Raw genomic sequence first — 20,221 nt, 5'->3', positions numbered from 1 at the left:
ATGAATGGATTAATGGATTCATATTGGTTTCAACTGATTGTTATCATTTTGATTTTGCTGCTAGCAGCACTATTTACTTTGCTTGAATACTCTGTTGTTAAGGTTCGACCGAGTGAGTTAAAGGAATTACGTCAAACTAAGAAGGTTCAACGTGCCGAACACATGGTTAATAACCTTAATGAGTACCTATCAACAGCCCAGGTTGGGGTTACGATGACTTCCTTGATTTTAGGGTGGATTGGTGATCAATTTATTACCAACTTACTGTTAAAGATCACGGTTGTTCCAGCTGACGTGCGAGAAGTTATTTCCCCTATCTGTGGTGTTCTAATCTTCACGTTCTTCCACGCTGTTTTTACTGACTTAGTACCAAAGAATATGGCAATCGATAAACCAGTTCCGATTCTTCTGGCAATTGTCCACCCGATTCAGTTCTTCCATACAATCTTCTATCCATTTGTATGGTTATTCGCTGTCGTTGCTGCCTGGGTAACGAAGCTTTTGGGATATAACGTCCAACCTGAAGAGGATACTTACTCACAAAATGAGATTATGACCCTTTCACAACAGTCTGAAAAAGCTGGTGAAATGGACAAAGAAGACGTTATCTTTATGCAACGGGCTTTCGAAATGAATGATAAAGTCGCTGAAGATATCATGATTGACCGGACTCAGTTAGCGGTAATCGATATTACTGCCTCAATTGCTGATACAGCCCAGCTATACTTTGAGAAGAAGTTTACTCGATTCCCGGTCGTTGCTAATAACGATAAGGATCATATTCTTGGTTATATTTTTGCCTACGATATTATGCGGCAAAACCAAATTAATCCTCAACAATCAATTCGGACGATTATGCGAAAGATTCCAATCGTTTACGAAAATGAGCCAATTACTAAGGTTCTCCAAGAAATGATTAAGAAGCAGGTTCCAATTGTTGTTGTTCAAGACGAATATGGTGGAACATCAGGGATTATTACCGATAAGGATATTTACGAAGAACTCTTTGGAACTGTTGGTGAGGAAATTGATCACGCCACATCTGATATGATCGAAAAGAAAGAGCCAGATAGCAAGGGGAACCCTACTTATGAAGTTTCTGGTAAGATGCCCCTTGATGATTTTGAATGGTATTTCAATACTAAAATTGAACAATTTGAAAATTCAGAAGTAACGACTCTTACAGGATTCTTCCTCGAACGGCAATATGACTTAAAGGTTGGCCAGCCAATTAGAGTCGATAGCTTCTCATTTATCCCACTAGACTTACAGAATGCTTACGTAAATAAGTTCAAAGTAATTTACATTAAACCAAAAAAGAATAAACCTAAACAAGAAGACAAATAAGATCAAGAATGCTCCTCAGCTAGGCTAATATTCCTAGCGAGGAGCATTCTTGATCTTATTTACTTTTTTCTTTGCCAGAGGAACTTAATTAATGCTTGATCAACTTGTTTATTATCATGAAGCTTTGAGTGTTGAGCATTCTTCCCAGTTACCTTTAATTCAGTATAAGATTTTGCCCGTGATGCAACTAAATACTGAAGTGAACGTGATGAAATATTATCAACCCGTCCGTCAGTATGGTTACCGATGTCACCATAAATATTTAAAACAGCTACTTGCCCTTTAGGATAAGCCTTACGCGCTGCAGTCATTTGCTTATAAGTAGCGTTCATGTAATTAGGCTTCCCGTTAGAATCCAGTTTCATACCGGCTGGTTGCTTAAGGTTATCCGGAATACCATCAAATGTTAAACCACCGAAGTGTCCTGCAATGTCTACCTGCTTCTCTAATTTTGGCATATCTTTGTTTTGGCCGTTGCGAAGCATGTAGTAGATAATTGAAATATTCCCAAGGGAGTGACCAACCATATTGATTTTATTAATTCCATACCGCTTCTTGAGCATCTTAACTACATTAGTCGCATATTCACCGTGCTTATTAAAATTAAGCTGACGGTTATTTTCGTAGTTAACTTCAACAATTGGATTAATTGCGCCACGATGCATATTACCATGGAGGGTAACTTTCCCGTTGTTGGTAACATCGGCCCTAATAACTGTATTAGTTACTCCAGCTTTTTTTGCAGCATTAACCATTCCGGTTTCTGCACGATAACTACTTCCACCACCATGGAAAAAGAGCGTTGCTGTTGTTGAATGAACAAATCGATTATTTTTCTGGGTATGGTACACCGCACCACCAATAATTGCCGTTAAAACAATAAGAATTGCAATTGTAGTACCAATTGTACTTTTCTTCATTAGTCAATACTACCTTTCTTCAAATGCTAAGCTGAAAATTTTGGCTTGGACTTCTTCAAGTTCCGCTGCACTATCATTAATGTATTTATTAACAAGCCGCTCATTAGCTTGAATGTCAAACGTTAGAAAATCATGAATTGTTGAAACCTTAACCCCTGCATGACGAAGGTGCTGAATAGTCATCGTAACTGCCAGTTCTTCTACCTTTGATGCCGAAAGTGATGCCGGAGCAACTTCAATAACGCCTTGGTAATAACCGTTCATAAAAATTTTATTCATTAGTCAACCCCTCCAATTATTTCTCGCTTTAATTATATGCTTAGTTTCAAATAGCGACAAGAAAAGCATTCAATAACACTGAATAATAATTATGTAAACTAAATGTTTTTCACTCCTAAATAACTAAAAAATTGTCCCGCTAGCATTCAACTACGGAACAATCTAAATAATGTTTGATAACTAAAAATACTATTTTTTCCAGAGAAAATTAATTAATAAACGATTAACTTGACTGTTGTTGTGAAGTTTGCTGTGTTGAGCATTCTTCCCGTGGATTTCAACTTCTTGATACGATTTAGCCCGACCGGCAACAAGATATTTCAGTGATTTAGCAGAATTGACTGGCACATCTTCATCAGAATGACTACCATCACCAACATCACCATAAATATTTAGAACCGCGGTATTCTTCGGAAAAGTTTGGCGCAATCCTAATAATCCACGATATGCAGAATCCTGTTGCTCCGGTTCACCGGTTTGCGCATCTACTTTGGCCTCAGCTTTACGCTCTCCAACTAACCCATTATAATGACCGGCAATTGCGACTAAGTGGGCGACTTTAGGCAACTTTTTATTATTCACATTATCATTAATGTAGTTAATAATCTCTAAGTTTCCCATTGAATGACCAACTAAGTTAATCTGCTTATAATGATGTTGTTTTTGCAAAGCAACTACTACATTTTTGATATAAGTTCCCCCGTGACGATACCCTTGAGTATAATCATCCTGGTAATCAGCCAATTTATTATCCTCTAAATTCACTTCAACAATTGGGTTGACTGCATTAGCTGGGATCTGCCGGTTAAAGGTAACGTTTCCCTTCTTATCAACATTTGCCCGGACAATTGTTTTAGTAACTCCCGCGTCACGAGCAGCATTCGCCATCTTCTCTTCCGCATGGGAACTACTACCCCAGCCATGGACAAAGATTGTTGGGGTTGAAGATTGAACATAGTGAGTAACTGCATGGGCACTAGCGGTAAATCCTCCTACCCCTAACAGTGCTATTACTAAAGTAAAAAGTAATTTCAAACTTTTTTGCATTTATTTCTCTCCAATTTCCTTAATTATTTTTGCTGGTACGCCAGCCACAACTGTATTAGCCGGAACATCTTTCGTCACCACCGCTCCTGCTGCAACAACAGCATTTTTACCGACTGTTACACCAGGTAAGATCGTTGAATTAGCACCCAGCCAAGCATTTTCATCAATCAGCACCGGCTTCATTTCAACCTCGTGTCTTTTTTGCGGATCTAGCGGGTGATTTACTGAAATAATCGTTGCATTCGGTCCAACTAAAACATTATCAGCTAATGTAATCCCGCCAAGATCAGTGAACATTACACCACTATTGATAAAGACGCCTTTTCCAATCCTTAAATTAGCACCGTAGTCACTTCGGATTGGTAATCGGATTTCAACTGAATCATCAATTTGCTGACCAGCAATATCACCGATCACTTGGTGAATTTCTCTTTGACTTGCCGCCCTGCCATTCAATCGTTGAAGAAGGTCTTGGTTTTTTAAAGCAGTTTTAGTAATTTCCTTTATCTCTTTAAGATCTGCGTGTTGCATTAACATCCCTCGCCTTATTAATTTGTTATATTCATCATAACTACTCACAGTAAGAATGTTAAATACTTATATTTTATAGCAAACTATAATCAAAAAGAATGAGAAAACTATAAATATGGCACCTTGATTAACTTTGATTTAATATCGCGCTAATTCCGAGGTTCAACCATTTACCGTCTTGCTTTTTTGACAGGGCTAATTTTAAAATAAACTCAAAATACTTATATGGAGGATACCTTATGATTCGTGCAATTGCTACCGATATTGACGGCACATTTCTTACAACTAACCGAACGTATGACCACCAGCTATTCAATACTGCTTTTCAGCTAATGCAGCAACGAAATGTTAAATTTATTGTTGCTAGCGGTGACCAATATTACTTTCTTCGGTCACTTTTCCCAGAAATTGCTAATCAGATTGCCTTTGTCGCTGAAAATGGTGTTTTAACGGTTGATCAAGGAAAAGAAATTGCCTGTGGTCAGTTAAAAATGGGTGATGTTGAAGACATTATCGCCTATGTTGATGCGATTCCCAATACTTACTACGTTGTTTGTGGCCGCCAATTTGCCTATGTTAAAGATACTATGCCTGAAAAATTCAAACAGGGTCTTCATCGCTTCTATACACGTACCAAGGTCGTTAAAGATTATTCGTCCCTCAATGACAAAATATTTAAATTTGCCCTAGTCGTCCCGCCAGCAAATATGCGGACAATCGCACATAACATCAACACTAGATTTGCGGGAATTATCCGTGCAACTGCTAGTGGTAATGGCGCGATTGATTTAATCATTCCAGAAATGGATAAATCATACGGGTTAAAAAAGTTGCTCAATCATTGGCAAATTTCACCAGCAGACTTAGTGGTTTTTGGTGATGGTGAAAATGATCTTGAGATGTTTGATCTTGCCGGTACTAGTTACGCCATGGGAAACGCACCGACAAATGTTAAGAAAGCAGCCACGCATACAATTGGAACTAACGATGAGCAAGCAGTGTTACACGAGATAAATAGATTGCTTAATTAGCTTCAAAAATCAGCTTACAAAAAATGGCACCACTATTTATGCGATGCCATTAAGGAACTCTATTCAATTTAATTTACACTATAAATCCGTACTTCGGGGGCTGCTGACCATGTTGGCTTCAAACCTGGGAAAACATGTTGGGTAAACATTTCACTGTCGAGGTATGCCTTGGCATGCTCAACGCTATCAAAGCCATGAAGAACTTGAACATCTTCGTCCCGAATTAAAAGATCCTTGGTTTCTGCACCGGGGATGGTCTTGAGGAACGGTTCACGGTAGTCTGTATAAACCTTTGCTGCAGCTGCCCGATTCTTCTCCGGAATTACCATTGTTACTTGTAAATATGCTTTAACTGCCATTTTATTTCCTCCTCAAATCAATTAATTTACAATTTTGATAATAGTCGTTTACAATCAAAATTAATACGAATTCAAAAACGATTAAGCTACTAAATAATTTTTGAGGAAGGTCAGGTATGTATCAACGTAAAATACCAAAAGAATATTATTGTACTGTTGACTATGGATTAGATATCTTTGGCGGCAAGTGGAAGCCACGAATTCTCTGTATTCTTGGTCACGTTAATTCAATGCGCTACGGCGAACTAAAAGCGCAAATGGAAAATATCTCAGACGCTGCCCTAGCAGATAGTCTCCATGAATTACAACAGGCAGGGATTATTGAGCGTCGACAATATAATGAAATGCCGATACGGGTCGAATACTCATTGACGACTAAAGGTGAAAGTTTAATTCCGGTACTTAATACGATTTCTGATTGGGCAATCAAGCATAGTGATGCGGAAATATATACGGGAAAACATTTTGAGAAAGTTCACCGGGCAAAATTTGAGAATTAAAAATGACGGTACAGTTTTAATGCTGGATCGTCATTTTTTGCAATTTCAATTAATCATTAGCGTGCACATCATATTGACTGAGCATTTCTTCAACGCCCGGTGCATCTGGATCGTGCATTCCCTTGCCCTTATCTAAAGCCCGCATTTGATCCATTTCAGCAGAGTTCAATTCAAAGTCAAAGATCTCCATGTTGCTCTTGATTCGTGCTTCATGAACGGACTTTGGAAAGACAGTTACCCCTTCTTGATGTTCAAAGCGGAGGATAATTTGCCCAGCGTCCTTACCATACTTTTCTGCCATCTTGGTAATGACTGGCTCCTTAAATAGATCTGCATTCCCTTGGCCTAGTGGTGCCCAAGCTTCAAGAGCAACCCCATTTTTAGCCATAATTTGCCGTAATTCTTTTTGTTGGAAGTATGGGTTAAATTCAACTTGGTTAACTGCAGGCATTACATCAAAGTTCGGAACAAACTTATTCCAAATCTTTGGTGTCATGTTAGAAACACCAATTGAACGAATCTTACCAGCCTTTTGTGCTTCTTCCAGTGCTTTCCAAGCTTCATCGACCTTGCCGTATGGTTGGTGAATCAAGTACATATCCATGTAGTCCAAGCCAAGCTTCTTCAACGAAAGATCAATTGCCTTCTTAGCATCTTCATAAGCGTAGTCTTGGAGCCACAGCTTAGAAGTTACCCAAATTTGTTCACGAAGAATGCCGCTATCCTTAATTGCCTTACCGACTTCCTGTTCGTTAAAGTAGGCTGTTGCAGTATCAATATGCCGGTAACCAGCAGCTAAAGCATCCTTAACGGCCTGGTAGGTTGTGCCATCAGCAGGGATTTGGAAAGTTCCGAAACCGAATGAAGGAATTTCATTACCGTCATTGAGTTTAAATGTTGGGATATTAGCCATAATTAAGCTCCTCCTTATTTTTCACTATCTTGCACTTGCTTCAAACTGGAACCAAAAATTTGTTCAATCGTCACTGGATCACGGTGATCAAAGAATTGGCTTTCGTTCTTATCAGGGCTAGCCATCTTCTTCATATCATCATCAGAAAGTTCAAAGTCAAAGACATCAATATTTTCAGCCATCCGGTTCTGGTGAACAGACTTAGGAATGACCGTGATTCCGCGTTGTAAGAGCCAGCGCAGGATTACTTGGCCATTGCTCTTACCATACTTTGCGGCAATTTCTGCAATAGTTTCATTAGTAAAGATGTTGTGCTTACCTTCTGCAAATGGTGCCCAGGCTTCAACGCGGACGTCTTGGCTTTGTGCAAACTTTACTTCTGCATCTTGTTGGTACCAAGGGTTAACTTCGATTTGGTTAACAGCTGGCTTAACTGGCATTGTCAGCATTAAGTCTTGCAACTGGTCAGCGTAGAAGTTAGAAACCCCGATTGCCCGAATCTTACCTTCTTTTTGAGCTTCTTCTAGTGCCCGCCATGCGCCCATCGTATCACCGTATGGTTGGTGAAGCAGGTAAAGATCCATGTAGTCTAATCCAAGCTTTTGCAGAGAAGTATCAATCCCCTTCTTAGCCCGTTGGTAGTTAAAATCAGAAACCCATAATTTAGAAGTAACAAAGATATCATCACGGTTGACTGAACTGTTCTTAATTGCCTTACCAACCGCTTCTTCATTTTGGTAAGCAGCCGCGGTATCAATTAAGCGGTAACCAGTTTCAATTGCTTCGGTTACTGCTTGTTCAGCTTGGGATAAATCTGGAACTTGGAAAACCCCAAAACCAAGCGTTGGCATTTCGACACCGTTATTTAACTTTACTGTTGGAACATTATTTGACATTTGATTAACTTCCTTTCGTTTGCTTTTGTGATTGTCTATATCATAAGCGCCAGAAAACGAATTGAAAATTACTTGATTAGTATAGAAGCATACGTATTACGTATACTAAAAAATTAGATAGTTAAAATCCCAACCTCGCGAGAAGATTTATTTATTCAAGGCTTTAATTAAAAAATTTTTTCCGATATAATACTTTTACTGAAATAAGGGAGGTAACAAAATGTATTATATTGAATTAGCGGTTGCAATTATCATGGAATTGCTTGGAACAAACTTAATGAAACTTTCCAATGGTTTTACTCATTTATGGTTTTCAATCGGTACTTTAGTTTCTTATGGGTTGTGTTTTTTCTTCCTTTCATTATCGCTTAAGGGAATCAAGCTGAACATTGTTTATGCTACCTGGGGTGGTGCCGGGATTGTCCTTGCTGCCTTAGTTTCTTATTTTATTTTTCACGAACAAACATCTGGACTACAAATTTTCGGAATTGCATTAATTGTGGTCGGTGTGATTATCGCTAATCTTGCTGGTGGACATTAAAAGGTACTAATGGTTATAGTAGACTCATTAGTACCTTATTTTTTTGAAGGTGGTTCTTATTAATGATTGATAATTACCTATTAGAAGAACTTGTCACGTTTGCCCAATATAAAACCCTCGCGAAAACAGCGGCCGAGTTGAATGTCACCCAGCCGACTGTTACCCGGGGGATGCAAAAATTAGAAGATGAATTGGGTGTCCAATTGTTTGATCGCCACCCCAACCGAATTACGTTAACCAAAACTGGCAAAATTGCAGCTGAAAAAGCCAACCAGCTTTTACAAGCTAACCAGCAATTTATTACTGAAATTAAGAACTACGCACAAAACCAGCAAGTTTTTAAAATCGCCAGTGTAGCGCCTGGTCCGCTAATTGTGTTAGAGCAAAATCTGACAAAACTAAACGCCAACATTGATATCGATGAAGTGCTTTTTGATCAGGATAGCGTTGAAAAGTGTTTACTAAACCGCCAGTATTCAGCAATTATTACCAATCGTGAAATCCAAACTGACTTAATTGAATCCCGCTATCTTGGCCAGGAACACCTTTATGTTAACCTCGATCAATTTATGTACCTTGTTAATCAACGACAGGTTACTTTTAAAGAATTAGCTGGACTCAGTTTTGTCGTCCTCAATGAAATTGGCCCATGGAAGCAAATCATTCAGAGTAATATTCCTAACGCAAAGTTTCTTTATCAAACCGAATACGACGCCCTGAGTGAATTAACCAAATATACTAATTTCCCCTTCTTTACAACGAACATTACTCAGCCGGATAATGTTTATGACACAACCGATACTGTTGCATTACCAATCACCGATAGTTCTGCGACAATGACTTTTTACGTAACCTATTTAAAAAGCCAACGGAAAATAATCGCCCCGTTGGTGAAAAAGTTGGTTAGCGTTTGGCCTAAAAAATAATGTTCCTCGGTAATGATGGCAAATAGCGGCTTATTGGGGGTGAATGTGAAATTACTCTTACATTCAACGCTAGTGTTTTATAAAAGTGTAAAGGTAATTTCAAATAACAAGAGAGTAATAAACGATCCACTAATTAGTTATTCAACAGCTGATTAGCAGATCGTTTTTTGATGTTCTAGTCTCGTTTCATTTTTAAAATCGGGTATGGATTCCCTTGATCATCGATTGGTGACCGTGAAACAACCTTAAAGCCCATGTGTTCATAAAAACCACGGGCGCTTGGATTCTGTTCATTAACTGCTAATTCGTCAATATGATATTGGGTCACTCCATATTGAAGTAGTTGACTGCCAATTCCTTTACCGCGTTCACTTGCCGCAACGAAAAGCATTTCAAGTTTCGTCTCATTAATTCCCATTAACGCTTTAATTCGATCATTTTCAAGAGCAACGATTAAGTGTTGAACGCCACGAAAAGCCTGCGGAACATATTGCTTGATCGTCGCAATTTCTTGAGGACTAAGAAAGTGATGGGTTGCAATAACCGAGCTTTCCCAAGTAGCAATTAGTTGGTTCATTTCATTATCGCTGATTGTCGTTAATTCTTTGATTTTCACTTGTTTTTCACTCCCTATTAAATTTTAATAATACCTTCTTTTATTACGTTTGCTTAATTTTAATCCACCGTTTGAAATTTGATATACAGTTTTAATCAGCGATGAAGATGATTAATTCACCAAATTCTCTGGTTCTTCTCCTTTAGCAAATCTAGTCAGATTCTCCTTAAAGAATTCATATCGACGACGGTGAAATTTAACACTGTCAGGAAGACCTGCTGTATGTGGTGTTAGGATGACATTACTTAAATGCCGCAACGGACTATTTATGGGTAATGGTTCTTGTTCAAAGACATCTAAGCAAGCTTCGGCAATTTCATGGGTTTGCAACGCTGAAATAAGAGCAGCCTCATCAACAATACTTCCTCGTGATGTGTTTACTAGGAGTGCTGATGATTTCATTTGCTGAAATGCCTGATAATCAATTAAATGGTGAGTTTCTGGAGTTGTAGCAATATGAAGGCTAATAATATCACTATTTTTATACAAGGTTGACAAGTCAACCATCTCAACTCCTGGAATATGTCGTGAATGATGATTATACGCAAGGACGTTCATATTGAGCGCCAATCCAATATGGGCCATTCTCGCTCCAACATTTCCCAAGCCAATGATCCCTAAAGTCTTTCCGGCAATTTCTGCCCCATTATACGTAAGTTGACTTGCCGGTTGCTGTTCTTTCATAAATTGGTCTAAGTATGGGATATTTTTAAACCAACTTAAAATTAATGCAAGGGTATGTTCAACTACGGCATTAGCGTTAACTCCTGCAGCATTACAAACCTTAATCCCCCGACGAGTACATTCAGTCACGTCAACATTATCATAACCGGCTCCGGTTTGAACTATTTTTAACAGGGGTGCCTGTTTTAGTAGTGATGAATTAACGGGCACATGTTCAGGAATAATGGCTTCGGCAGATGATAAAAACAACGGTGCTGATTGCAAATCTGTAATGTGAACTTGCCATTCTTGAGGAAAAGTTTTATAAATTTCTTGCTTTGTCTTGGATGGAAAATCACCAATAATAAGAACATTCATCCTAACCTTTGACTCCTTTTTAACTTTAACTGCTAATCTTAAAATTCATCTAACCTTATTTGTTCTTCAATAAAGCGGGCAAAAAAACATTTGGAACGGTCCCAAAGCTCGGAGTAAATGGATTATTCATTACTATAGTTTCTTATTTTATAACTTTTTATAACTTCATTCAATTTGCAAACACAATCATTGTTTGGTAAGATACTTGTAATTTAATATCAGGCGCTCAAGAACAGCGGGCGAAAAAATAAGAGCTGGATAAGGAATTCAATTTCCTGTCCAGCTCTTTTTCTTTGAAAGGAGTTATTATGTCTCGTCAAAATAAAATTCTAATGGTGATTACCCTGCTCTGTGGGAGCTTTATCACTGCCTTTTCTGAAACTTTGCTTAATAACGGTCTGCCGACAATTATGACTGAAGTGCACGTTAGCGAAATGACTGTCCAATGGCTCAGTACCGGTTACATGCTAGCTGCTGGAACCACCATGCCGCTCGCCGCCTATCTCACTAATTCAGTAAAATTAAGGATACTCTTTACCACCACGATGACCATCTTTTTAGTGGGAACGGTTATTTCAGCCCTTGCACCGAATTTTACGTTGCTATTAATTGGACGACTAATTGAGGGGGTTGCAGTCGGCGTTAATATGCCGTTAATTCCTAATGTTCTTGCCCTGATTTTCTCGCCACGGCATCGAGGAACCTAATGGGCCTTGCCGGAATTATTATCAACTTCGGCCCTGCTGCCGGACCAACCGTTTCTGGAATCGTAGTTGATTATTTCAGTTGGCGAATGTTGTTTATTATTTTAATTCCGATCTGTATTCTTGTTCTGATTGCCACTCAATTATTCGTTAAAAACGTGGTCCCAGCCAAGCCTTCTTCCCTTGATATTCTTTCCGTTCTCACTTCCATGGCGGGCCTGGCAATATTGCTATACAGTCTGGGACGGGTTGGCGAAACTGGCCGGCTAGACTGGTTGACTTTGGTTCTCCAAGTAATCGGAATTGCCGTCATGATTTTCTTTGTTAAACGTCAACTCAAGCTTAAGAAGCCATTACTGGAAATGCGGGTCTTTAAGGCTCCCTCTTTCCGCCTTGGCGCAGCCCTTGCACTTCTTAACACCTCGTCCTTAATGGCAACCGAACTAATGCTGCCGCTCTTCAACCAGAACGTTTTGAAGGTTTCACCAACCATCTCCGGGATAATGCTGATCCCAAGTGCCCTCGTGATGATGGTGGTTTCACCAATTGCTGGACGGCTTTATGACCAAATTGGAATTAAGAAGGTCGCCTTCCTCGGTTTTGGAATTGGTCTACTGACGACAATCCCGATGGCTTTTTACTCACCAACTACGAGTATATTTACCGTAACTGCCTTGTATGCATTACGTTGTGGAGGCCTTAACCTGGCATACTCACCAGTTAGCGTCTACGGCTTGAATGCTCTTTCCCAAGAATACGTTGTTTTCGGCAATACTTTGATGGTCAACATGAACCAAATTGCGGATGCCTTTGCTAATGCGATGGCTGCTACCTTGCAATCACTCGGCCAAAAGCACGGCATCGCCCACCAGCTCTCAAGCTCACTAGCTACACTTCAAGGCTTCCACTGGTCTTTCTGGTCGATCGCAGTTCTTAACATTATTGCTTTCTGTCTCTTGTTCAAACTTAAGAACCGTTCAACAGTGGAGTTAAAATAGCTACATCGCCTCATGCACCATCTTAATATGGGGCGTAGTTTTATAAATAAACGGCTCACCCTCACTAACAAAACCGACTCGTTTATAAAAATCTTCAACTTGGACCTGAGCCTCAATTTCAATTGACTTATTAGGAAATTCTTGCTGGATTGTTTGCATAATTTTATCCAGCAACTGACCGCCGAGTCCTTGTCCTCGACCTTATTGCTTGTCACAACCCGACCAAAGGATACTTCATTGCCGTTCAGGAATACTCTAGCATAAGCAACGACATCTCCATCCTCATCACGATTAAAAATGTGAATTGCCTTTTGCTCCTGACCATCAGGATCCTGGTAAATTCGCTTTTGATCAACCACAAAAATCTGTACTCGTAATGCGAGAATTTGATAGAGATCAGTTACCGTTAATTTATTGAATCGTTTAGTCTGCCACATGCCTAATCCATCTCTTTCTTGAAAAGTAACTTATTAATGGCCTCGATGCTTTGAAAATATTCTTCTTGTTCTACTGAAGAAAGGTCTCCAATCATTTTTTTGATCAGCTCGTTAGATTTTTGATTAACATCTTCAAATACCGCCCGTCCGTGTTCAGTCAGTGAAATATTAATCGACCGTGAATCCGTTGGTGAGGGTGTCTTTTGTAAGATCCCCTTATCTGTCAACCGTTTAATTGTCCGACTGGCATAACTTTTATCCAGATGCAAGGCCCGGGTAACTGCCATCGGGGTATCGAGATGGTTAACTGCTACTTCGATTAAGATCCGTCCCTCCGGCCAAGTCAGGTCAGTATCGAAAGTCCGTTTATTCAATACTCCTAAAACTTGGGTGTAGTGTCGATTAAATGCCCGGATACTATCAATTTCTTGATCGGTTAACATAGTTCATCTTCCTCCTTAATGACGTTTTTTCACGAAAAGATTAAAGATAATGTTGTACTGAGCGCCTGCAAGACCAAATAATTCAATCTGCTCTTCAGTCGTCATGGTGTATGGGTATAGGGTTAATAAATGTTTGTTCAGCTCTTCTAAGTAGAGATATGAAAGCCCAGCCCTTTCCAGCCCTAAGACTGCTCGTTGGTCACGCAATAAGTAACGCCACACTTCACGCATGTACTCCTTTTGGAACCGTTCTTTAATTGTCTGGGGATGGTACTGCTGATCAAAGGTAGTTAATTCCTGTTGGATTAAAAAACGGACAAAATCTAATTTATCTGTAAAATGCCGATAAAAAGTTGATCTTGCCACACCTGCAGTTTTTACCAACTGACTAATCGTAATTTCCTCAAAACTCTTTTGATCTAATAACTGTAATAATGCTTCCTTTAACGAAGAAAAAATCACTTGTTTCTCTTCAGCTCGTTTTTGCATAGACATTTCCCTCTTCATTGTCCGACTAACATTAATTATCTCTCACTAAAATGATTATAAAGATAATGTTAGAAAGGTGTCTAAAATGAATCAAATAATAATTCAACAAGTTCCCGTTAATCAGCAAATATTCACCGTGCGCACCGCCGGATTAGAAAATAGTGGTGACCTAGTAGTATTACTCCATGGTTTTCCCGAAAGTTCATTAATGTGGGAACCACTAATGATTAAACTGGCAAATCAGGGATACCGGGTAATTGCTCCTAACCAACGCGGATATTCTGCTGGGGCTAGACCGCTGGGTGTTCAAAACTATACGATGAAATTACTGGCTGCTGATGTTGTTGCGTTAGCTCAATCTTTCGGCTTTCAGCAAAAGTTTCACCTAGTAGGTCACGATATTGGAGCAGTTGTCGGTTGGACAACGGCAACCCTCTACCCACAACTATTGAAATCCTGGACTGCTCTTTCCGTTCCTAATTGGCCAGCATACATTTGGGCATTAGAAAATGATCCTGTCCAAAAGGAAAAGGGGCATTATGTTCATACCTTCCAGCATAAATACATTCCAGAACTAATTCTTCGTGCATTTCACTACCGAGTATTAAGGAAACTATGGACCGGGTTCCCACAAGCAACGGTTGACGCTTACCTAGATCTCTTTTCTGAAAAGGGTGCGCTAACGGCAGTTGTGAACTGGTATCGCGCTCTTCTCCAACTACCACAAATTGATTACAAGCAGATCACCGTACCAACCAAATTTATTTGGGGCAATCAAGATCTTGCAATTGCCAGGAGTGGCGTTGAACGAAACCTTCAGTATGTCAGTGGCCCTTATCAGTTTATCGAATTAGACGCTGGTCATTGGTTCATGGAATTCAACCGTGAAGAAATTTGTAAGCAAATCATTGAGAACATTGAAAACTATTCTTATAGCTAGTAAGTTAATTGTCACCAAACATAGTTGCTTTTGTCAACTAATAAAGTATTAAATCACATCTAGTTGCTTTCGTCTACTACTTATTTAAAATTCACTTTTTGCATAGATAATTACTTAATATGAGTATTTCTCATTTCACCGTCAACGGTTTATAGTAAAAGTACAATTAAAAGCTTTGAAGGGAGTCTTTATCATGGCTAAAAAACAAACTGCTGGCCGCGATCAATTAGGTGATTTTGCCCCTAAATTTGCTGAATTAAACGATGATGTTTTATTTGGTCAAGTATGGTCCCGAGAAAAGGAATTAAGTCCCCGTGACCGAAGCTTCTTAACCGTTACGGCATTGATTACTAAAGGAGCCTTTGAACAGCTTCCTTACCACATGCAAACTGCTAAAAAGAACGGTATCACAAAGGAAGAAATTGATGAAATGATTACCCAACTTGCTTTCTATGTTGGCTGGCCAAACGCCTGGTCAGCATTCAACGTTGCTAAAAAAGTTTGGGATGATTAATCAAAAACGCCTCGAATCGTTACTTGAGTTGCGGTTCAAGGTGTTTTTTAATTAGCAATTATCCGAGATATTTCATAGTTCTCGATTTTTTGTACATAATATTGTACAATATTAAATAATAAGAAAGGAGTTGATTGGATATGCCAATTGCAACTACACAAAGTGATTTCCGTAATCATTTAAAGGATTATTTAGATCAAGTTAATGATGAAAATCAAACAGTTCTAATTGCGCGAAGTAATCAACGTGCTGCGGCGGTTATTTCACAAGACCAATTAAACACCCTTCTTGAAGCGGTTAATGCTAAAGAGGACTCACTAGACTATGCAATTGCTCGTGATAAATTAATTGATATGCACATTCTTCCTGATGACCCAATTGTTGGATCAACTGATGACTATTGGAACCAGTTTAAGCCAAAGAAATAGTAATTATGGTATATCAATTTAAGCCCCGAAAATCTTTTGAACATAATTTATCCAAATTAGCTCAATTAGATTTTACAATTGTTGACGAAGCCAAGGATGCTATTAATATTTTATTGAATGGTGATCCTCTTCCTAAAGAATTTAATGACCATCAACTAGTGGGAAATTTAGCTAATTATCGTGAATTTCATTTACGCGATACTCCTAGGTGCCAACATCCAACTGAAACTAACGATGTGTTGGTCATCTATAAAATTGAAAATCAAGATTTAGTGTTAGTAGCAATTAATATTGGATCTCATTCAAAGCTCTTCCAAGGACGTTACCGAAAACATAAATAACCTTTCACTAACAACAAGAGTAAGGACTCGCCAAAAATGACGAGTCTATTTTTTGTTCGCGGGACTTTAGTATTTGGATTTTCCCGGCTAATTCTACATTTAATTTATTCATGTGAACGATCGCCATTAACAAAAAGACAGGTACTTAACCCTGTCCCCCCCCAATGCATGTACGAGATGAATGTTTTTAATCTATCCTCTTACCTATTACATCTCTGGATCAAAGCCGTTTGCCATCATGACTTCCCGACGTGGACGATCACTATCAGAACCTGGCTTATCAACCCCGATAGAATCACGGACGTCTTTCTCAGGATCGTTAACCAAGCTAACTACATAAGCGGCCACACTCTTCCGGGAAATTTCAGTCCCCTTAAATGCTTCGCCATTGTTATAGCTGGTCGTTTCGTAGTCGACTTCATCATTATTCGTCAACCATGCTGGACGAATAATTGTGTAATCAAGATCACTATTACTAATAACATCGGCTGCTTCACGGTAAGTTTGTAGATAACCAGGTAATGCCCGGGTATTCAATTCGCCAAACTCTCCAGGAACTTCATCGTAAATTCCCAGTGAAGAAGTCCAAATCAGGCGCTTAACACCTAACTTATCCATTGCAGCAACTAACTTCTTAGCTTGGTCAACAACATTTCCAGCCAAACTAGCATAGACAATGTCCTGTCCCTTGATTGCTGCTTCGAGGTCAGTACTATTGGTAGCATCCCCAACAATCACGTTCTTGTCCTGTAATTCTGGATCAAGTTTAGCCTTATTCCGTACAAACATCGTTAAATTAACATTTTCATCAGCCCAAAGCATCTTGTCAGCCCATTGAGCAATCCGACTGTTAGCACCAATAATTAAAACGTTCTTTGTCATAATAAAGACCTTCTTTCTTGAATTAATCCTTAATTGTCAAATATTGATCTAAGCTCATCCGTTCAGAACGGAACTGATTAATCTTGGCATCTTTTGGATAGCCAAGCCCAATTCCCACAGCAAAGAGGTAATCATCGCTTACCCCTAATACTTGGTGTAAGTAGCTTGGATTGAAGACAAACTCTTCAGCGGGAATTGAATCAATCCCCATATCTTTAGCTGCTAACATCAAAGTCTGACCAAAGGCGCCTAAATCATAAGTTGTCCATGGATTGATATTACGTGGTAAAAGCAAATAGGCAATTGCGGGCGCATTGAAAAGTTTTTCTGAATCGCGATACATATCGTTTCCATCGGCACCCAAGAAATTATGAATACCACTAGACCATATCTGTAAGTTAGACTGACCTTGCTTTCCCATGCTTCCGCGGTGGAGGGATGGGAACTCGGAATGTTCTGCCCGTCCTGATTCATGGTATGATCGAATCTTTTCCAAACTATCGCCAGTCGCAATTACCACTTTCCAGGGCTGAGTATTGGCCCATGAAGGTGCTTTACCAGCAGTTTCAACAATTTTTTCAAGATCTTCTTTAGCAATTGGTTGGGACTTAAAATCACGAACTGAATGACGATTATTTACCGTATTAATAAATTCCATTTCTAATCCTCCATTCTTTCTTTAACGCATCTCTTACTTTATGTAAGTATAATAGTTCATGCTAAAAGAGAGCGGAAGTATTAAAATGTTATTAGCTAATAACTTTAGGTTAAAAGGATAATAGTAATGAATGACCAATTAACAACTTTCATCTCGGTAGCAGAAAATAAAAGCTTTAATAAGGCAGCTAATCAGCTGTTCATTTCTGCCCCTGCTGTCATTAAGCAGATCAACACTTTAGAGAAAAACATTCACGTCACTCTCTTTAATCGTACTCATAGCGGTGTTTCATTAACCCTAGCTGGTAAATCTTTCTATCAAGATGCAAAAAAATTAGTGGCAGCTTATAATCAGTCAATCAATCACGCCCAAGATTTAGCCGATGAAAAGCAAACACTAAAAATCGGTGTCGGCCCACTCGCAACTGGAGTCGGCACTAATAATCTATGGTTAGAAATTAGTCAAAAATACCCCCATATCACTTTTCAATTTATTCCCTGTTCATGCGCTTTAGGTAGTTTCAATGAATTTCTTGCGGGTATTAATAAAGACTTCGATTTAGTTTCGTCGGTGTATGACACTAACTTGCTACAGGCATATAATTTCGAAGCTACTGAATTAGACATTACCCCGTTAAAAATTTCCGTCCCAGTACAGAATGCGTTAAGTAATAATGAATGCCTAACCTTAAATGACTTAAAGGGACAGACCATTGCCCTAACACCGCGAGGAGAATTTAATTGTTTTGACCAAGTCAGAGATGCGTTGGAAAAAGAGTCGGCAATTAAAATTCAGGATATTGATGGTTTTGATATGCCGGTTTTGAATTCATGCGTTGAAAACAATTGGCTCCTTTGTTCTGCTGAAGATTGGCAAACTGCCCACCCAATGCTCAAAGCCAAAGCTGTTGACTGGGACTACACTGCTCCCTTTGGCTTAGTGTATGGGAAAAAGCACCACCAAGTTGTTGATCAGATTATTGATTTTGTGAATAATGATTACCAACCTTAATATCAACTAAAAATGGGAAGCTGTTGCAACTTAGCAGCTTCCCTTTAAATATCACTATTTTACTTTCCTTAAAGCTCCTATTGAAATCAAGAAACTGACAATTGCAAATAGGACAATCCCAATCGCTTGGACATGAAATGTCGGTAGAGTCGAGTATGAAGCAGAAACGACGGATAAGATTGCCAAGGCGGTTACCCCACCCAGTTGGAGCATAATATTTATCATCGAAGATCCGGCACCCGCAACATTACTGGCGAGACCACTCACCCCTAAATTAGTCACCGGACTCAAAACTAGTCCTTGACCAAAACCAATCAAAATCATTGGCAAAGCAACCATTAGCCAGTAATTACTCTCGGGACGGAGAAAAATTAAACAACCAAAGCCAAAAATGGTAGTTCCAATTCCGCAGGTCATAACCGCTAAATTACCATATTTCCGAGCCAGAATGTCAACTTTCTCAGCAGAGTAGAAATTAACGATCGTCATTGGTAAAAACGACAAACCAACCAAGATTGGTGTTAAGTGATAATTTGTCTGCAAAATCCGTGGGGTAAAAAACCAAAATGAGTTAATGGCTCCCGTATAAATAAAACGGTTCAAAAAAGCCGTATTCCGGATCCGTGACTTAAAAATTACTAATGGCAGAATTGGGGACTGAATCCTGCTCTCGTAAAAGATGAATAAAGTTAATAGAATAATTCCAACTACTAATGAAATTGTCTTCGGCCCGATCCCGTTAATTCCATTAATGATTAATACAACCGCAATAAAAGAAAGTATCGTTCCAATCCAGTCAATCTTAGCTGGTTGATGTTGTGTTACAGGAATATACTTAATAGTAAGAACAATTAATAATAAACTTAGGGGAACGTTAATCAAAAATCCCCACCGCCAGGATGCAATTGTGGTGATCCCGGCACCAAGGATTAAGCCAATACTAACGCCTACTCCTGACATCATCCCGTAAACAGCAATTTCATGACTTTGCTGAGGGCCGGTATAGTTATCCATGATAATTGCTAATTTTGCCGGAGCAATTATGGCAACACCAATCCCTTGAATTGCTCGAAAGAGAATTAAGAGAATTCCTGTTGGTGCCAATCCCACACTTAATGATGATACGCCAAAAATTATCAAGCCGATTATAAAGATTTGTTTCCGACCGAAAATATCGCCAAGTCGACCACCAAGGAGTAATAAACTTCCAAATGTTAAGGCATAAGCATTGCTGATCCAACTAGCCATTTGTGTATTCATCTTAAATGAATTACCAATCTCATTGGAACAGGTAAAAACTAGTGATGTATCAACCAGGATGATGAAGTAACCTAGTAAGACGATTAGCATGATAATATCAAATCTTTTCTTTTGCATTTCTATTTTCCCTCTTTCATTGTTAATAATTCTAAGGGGAACAGCTATTGAA

At 39.0% G+C, this 20,221-nt stretch carries 26 protein-coding genes and 1 pseudogene; 12 read left to right on the top strand and 15 right to left on the bottom strand.

Going from position 1 to position 20,221, the window contains the following annotated elements; all coding sequences use genetic code 11:
- Positions 1-1,347: a hemolysin family protein gene (locus tag HUK49_RS06325; RefSeq protein WP_191913079.1), complete on the top strand. Its 1,347-nt coding sequence runs from the start codon at positions 1-3 to the stop codon at positions 1,345-1,347.
- 59 nt (positions 1,348-1,406) lie between these two features.
- Here the strand turns inward: HUK49_RS06325 and HUK49_RS06320 are convergent, their stop codons facing one another.
- The 4 genes from HUK49_RS06320 to HUK49_RS06305 form a co-directional block, all read right to left on the bottom strand.
- Positions 1,407-2,267 carry an alpha/beta hydrolase gene (locus tag HUK49_RS06320; RefSeq protein WP_191913078.1) on the bottom strand — a complete coding sequence of 287 codons (861 nt, stop codon included), beginning with the start codon at positions 2,265-2,267 and terminating at the stop codon, positions 1,407-1,409.
- Positions 2,268-2,276: 9 nt separating this feature from the next.
- A complete protein-coding gene (locus tag HUK49_RS06315) occupies positions 2,277-2,546 on the bottom strand; it encodes a hypothetical protein (protein ID WP_191913077.1) in 270 nt (89 codons plus the stop codon).
- Between the two features lie 189 nt (positions 2,547-2,735).
- Positions 2,736-3,593 carry an alpha/beta hydrolase gene (locus HUK49_RS06310; protein WP_191913076.1) on the bottom strand — a complete coding sequence of 286 codons (858 nt, stop codon included), beginning with the start codon at positions 3,591-3,593 and terminating at the stop codon, positions 2,736-2,738.
- Entirely contained in the window at positions 3,594-4,130 is a 537-nt protein-coding gene (locus HUK49_RS06305; RefSeq protein ID WP_191913075.1) for a DapH/DapD/GlmU-related protein, read from the bottom strand. It lies immediately after the preceding gene.
- A gap of 233 nt (positions 4,131-4,363) precedes the next feature.
- On the opposite strand from HUK49_RS06305, the gene HUK49_RS06300 reads away from it, so the two are divergent.
- Positions 4,364-5,155, top strand: coding sequence for a Cof-type HAD-IIB family hydrolase (locus HUK49_RS06300; RefSeq protein ID WP_191913074.1), 792 nt, complete (start codon positions 4,364-4,366; stop codon positions 5,153-5,155).
- Between the two features lie 68 nt (positions 5,156-5,223).
- Here HUK49_RS06300 and HUK49_RS06295 read toward each other — a convergent pair whose 3' ends face one another.
- The gene (locus HUK49_RS06295; RefSeq protein ID WP_191913073.1) at positions 5,224-5,514 is read right to left on the bottom strand and encodes a hypothetical protein; all 291 of its coding nucleotides are present in this window, start codon (positions 5,512-5,514) and stop codon (positions 5,224-5,226) included.
- 116 nt (positions 5,515-5,630) lie between these two features.
- Between HUK49_RS06295 and HUK49_RS06290 the strand changes: the two genes are divergently transcribed.
- The gene (locus HUK49_RS06290) at positions 5,631-6,014 is read left to right on the top strand and encodes a winged helix-turn-helix transcriptional regulator (RefSeq protein WP_191913072.1); all 384 of its coding nucleotides are present in this window, start codon (positions 5,631-5,633) and stop codon (positions 6,012-6,014) included.
- 49 nt (positions 6,015-6,063) lie between these two features.
- On the opposite strand, the gene HUK49_RS06285 is transcribed toward HUK49_RS06290, so the two are convergent.
- Together HUK49_RS06285 and HUK49_RS06280 are read right to left on the bottom strand one after the other, a co-directional pair.
- Positions 6,064-6,927: an aldo/keto reductase gene (locus HUK49_RS06285; RefSeq protein WP_191913071.1), complete on the bottom strand. Its 864-nt coding sequence runs from the start codon at positions 6,925-6,927 to the stop codon at positions 6,064-6,066.
- Between the two features lie 14 nt (positions 6,928-6,941).
- Complete coding sequence (locus HUK49_RS06280) at positions 6,942-7,823, bottom strand: aldo/keto reductase (protein ID WP_191913070.1); 882 nt, start codon at positions 7,821-7,823, stop codon at positions 6,942-6,944.
- A 220-nt stretch (positions 7,824-8,043) separates the two neighbouring features.
- Between HUK49_RS06280 and HUK49_RS06275 the strand changes: the two genes are divergently transcribed.
- Positions 8,044-8,364, top strand: coding sequence for a DMT family transporter (locus tag HUK49_RS06275; protein WP_191913069.1), 321 nt, complete (start codon positions 8,044-8,046; stop codon positions 8,362-8,364).
- A 62-nt stretch (positions 8,365-8,426) separates the two neighbouring features.
- Positions 8,427-9,290, top strand: a complete 864-nt coding sequence (locus HUK49_RS06270; RefSeq protein ID WP_191913068.1) for a LysR family transcriptional regulator — start codon at positions 8,427-8,429, stop codon at positions 9,288-9,290.
- Positions 9,291-9,465: 175 nt separating this feature from the next.
- Here the strand turns inward: HUK49_RS06270 and HUK49_RS06265 are convergent, their stop codons facing one another.
- Positions 9,466-9,906: a GNAT family N-acetyltransferase gene (locus HUK49_RS06265; protein ID WP_326515799.1), complete on the bottom strand. Its 441-nt coding sequence runs from the start codon at positions 9,904-9,906 to the stop codon at positions 9,466-9,468.
- Positions 9,907-10,017: 111 nt separating this feature from the next.
- Positions 10,018-10,947 (bottom strand): NAD(P)-dependent oxidoreductase, encoded by a 930-nt coding sequence (locus tag HUK49_RS06260; RefSeq protein ID WP_191913067.1) that lies wholly within the window; start codon positions 10,945-10,947, stop codon positions 10,018-10,020.
- Between the two features lie 308 nt (positions 10,948-11,255).
- Here HUK49_RS06260 and HUK49_RS11460 point away from each other — a divergent pair, with 308 nt between their 5' ends.
- Positions 11,256-11,654: an MFS transporter gene (locus HUK49_RS11460; RefSeq protein ID WP_268890027.1), complete on the top strand. Its 399-nt coding sequence runs from the start codon at positions 11,256-11,258 to the stop codon at positions 11,652-11,654.
- Positions 11,654-12,649, top strand: a complete 996-nt coding sequence (locus HUK49_RS06255; RefSeq protein WP_268890026.1) for an MFS transporter — start codon at positions 11,654-11,656, stop codon at positions 12,647-12,649. The genes HUK49_RS11460 and HUK49_RS06255 overlap by 1 nt, the downstream gene beginning before the upstream one ends.
- On the opposite strand, the pseudogene HUK49_RS06250 reads toward HUK49_RS06255, so the two are convergent.
- The 3 genes and pseudogenes from HUK49_RS06250 to HUK49_RS06240 all read right to left on the bottom strand — a co-directional run bounded on the left by HUK49_RS06250 (position 12,650) and on the right by HUK49_RS06240 (position 14,018).
- Positions 12,650-13,086: pseudogene (locus HUK49_RS06250) on the bottom strand (GNAT family N-acetyltransferase). It abuts the gene before it with no gap.
- A 2-nt stretch (positions 13,087-13,088) separates the two neighbouring features.
- Positions 13,089-13,529: a MarR family winged helix-turn-helix transcriptional regulator gene (locus HUK49_RS06245; protein ID WP_191913066.1), complete on the bottom strand. Its 441-nt coding sequence runs from the start codon at positions 13,527-13,529 to the stop codon at positions 13,089-13,091.
- Between the two features lie 15 nt (positions 13,530-13,544).
- On the bottom strand, positions 13,545-14,018 hold the full coding sequence (locus HUK49_RS06240; RefSeq protein WP_191913065.1) for a TetR/AcrR family transcriptional regulator: 474 nt from the start codon (positions 14,016-14,018) through the stop codon (positions 13,545-13,547).
- Between the two features lie 85 nt (positions 14,019-14,103).
- Between HUK49_RS06240 and HUK49_RS06235 the strand changes: the two genes are divergently transcribed.
- The 4 genes from HUK49_RS06235 (at position 14,104) to HUK49_RS06220 (ending at position 16,241) form a co-directional block, all read left to right on the top strand.
- Positions 14,104-14,958 (top strand): alpha/beta fold hydrolase, encoded by an 855-nt coding sequence (locus HUK49_RS06235; RefSeq protein WP_191913064.1) that lies wholly within the window; start codon positions 14,104-14,106, stop codon positions 14,956-14,958.
- Between the two features lie 193 nt (positions 14,959-15,151).
- Positions 15,152-15,472, top strand: coding sequence for a carboxymuconolactone decarboxylase family protein (locus HUK49_RS06230; protein WP_191913063.1), 321 nt, complete (start codon positions 15,152-15,154; stop codon positions 15,470-15,472).
- Positions 15,473-15,612: 140 nt separating this feature from the next.
- Positions 15,613-15,900 carry a type II toxin-antitoxin system Phd/YefM family antitoxin gene (locus HUK49_RS06225; RefSeq protein ID WP_191913062.1) on the top strand — a complete coding sequence of 96 codons (288 nt, stop codon included), beginning with the start codon at positions 15,613-15,615 and terminating at the stop codon, positions 15,898-15,900.
- Positions 15,901-15,905: 5 nt separating this feature from the next.
- Complete coding sequence (locus HUK49_RS06220; protein ID WP_191913061.1) at positions 15,906-16,241, top strand: type II toxin-antitoxin system YafQ family toxin; 336 nt, start codon at positions 15,906-15,908, stop codon at positions 16,239-16,241.
- 207 nt (positions 16,242-16,448) lie between these two features.
- Here HUK49_RS06220 and HUK49_RS06215 read toward each other — a convergent pair whose 3' ends face one another.
- Both HUK49_RS06215 and HUK49_RS06210 read right to left on the bottom strand, forming a co-directional pair.
- A complete protein-coding gene (locus tag HUK49_RS06215; RefSeq protein WP_191913060.1) occupies positions 16,449-17,123 on the bottom strand; it encodes an NAD(P)H-binding protein in 675 nt (224 codons plus the stop codon).
- A 22-nt stretch (positions 17,124-17,145) separates the two neighbouring features.
- A complete protein-coding gene (locus tag HUK49_RS06210) occupies positions 17,146-17,781 on the bottom strand; it encodes a nitroreductase (RefSeq protein ID WP_191913059.1) in 636 nt (211 codons plus the stop codon).
- 126 nt (positions 17,782-17,907) lie between these two features.
- On the opposite strand from HUK49_RS06210, the gene HUK49_RS06205 reads away from it, so the two are divergent.
- Entirely contained in the window at positions 17,908-18,792 is an 885-nt protein-coding gene (locus HUK49_RS06205; RefSeq protein WP_191913058.1) for a LysR family transcriptional regulator, read from the top strand.
- 54 nt (positions 18,793-18,846) lie between these two features.
- Here HUK49_RS06205 and HUK49_RS06200 read toward each other — a convergent pair whose 3' ends face one another.
- Positions 18,847-20,169: an MFS transporter gene (locus tag HUK49_RS06200; RefSeq protein WP_191913057.1), complete on the bottom strand. Its 1,323-nt coding sequence runs from the start codon at positions 20,167-20,169 to the stop codon at positions 18,847-18,849.
- Between the last annotated feature and the right edge of the window lie 52 nt (positions 20,170-20,221).

The sequence above is a fragment of the Limosilactobacillus portuensis genome (genome assembly GCF_014838735.1).
Lineage (GTDB): Bacteria > Bacillota > Bacilli > Lactobacillales > Lactobacillaceae > Limosilactobacillus > Limosilactobacillus portuensis.
Note: the sequence above shows the minus strand (reverse complement) of the source record. Positions and strands in the feature narration are given on the sequence as shown.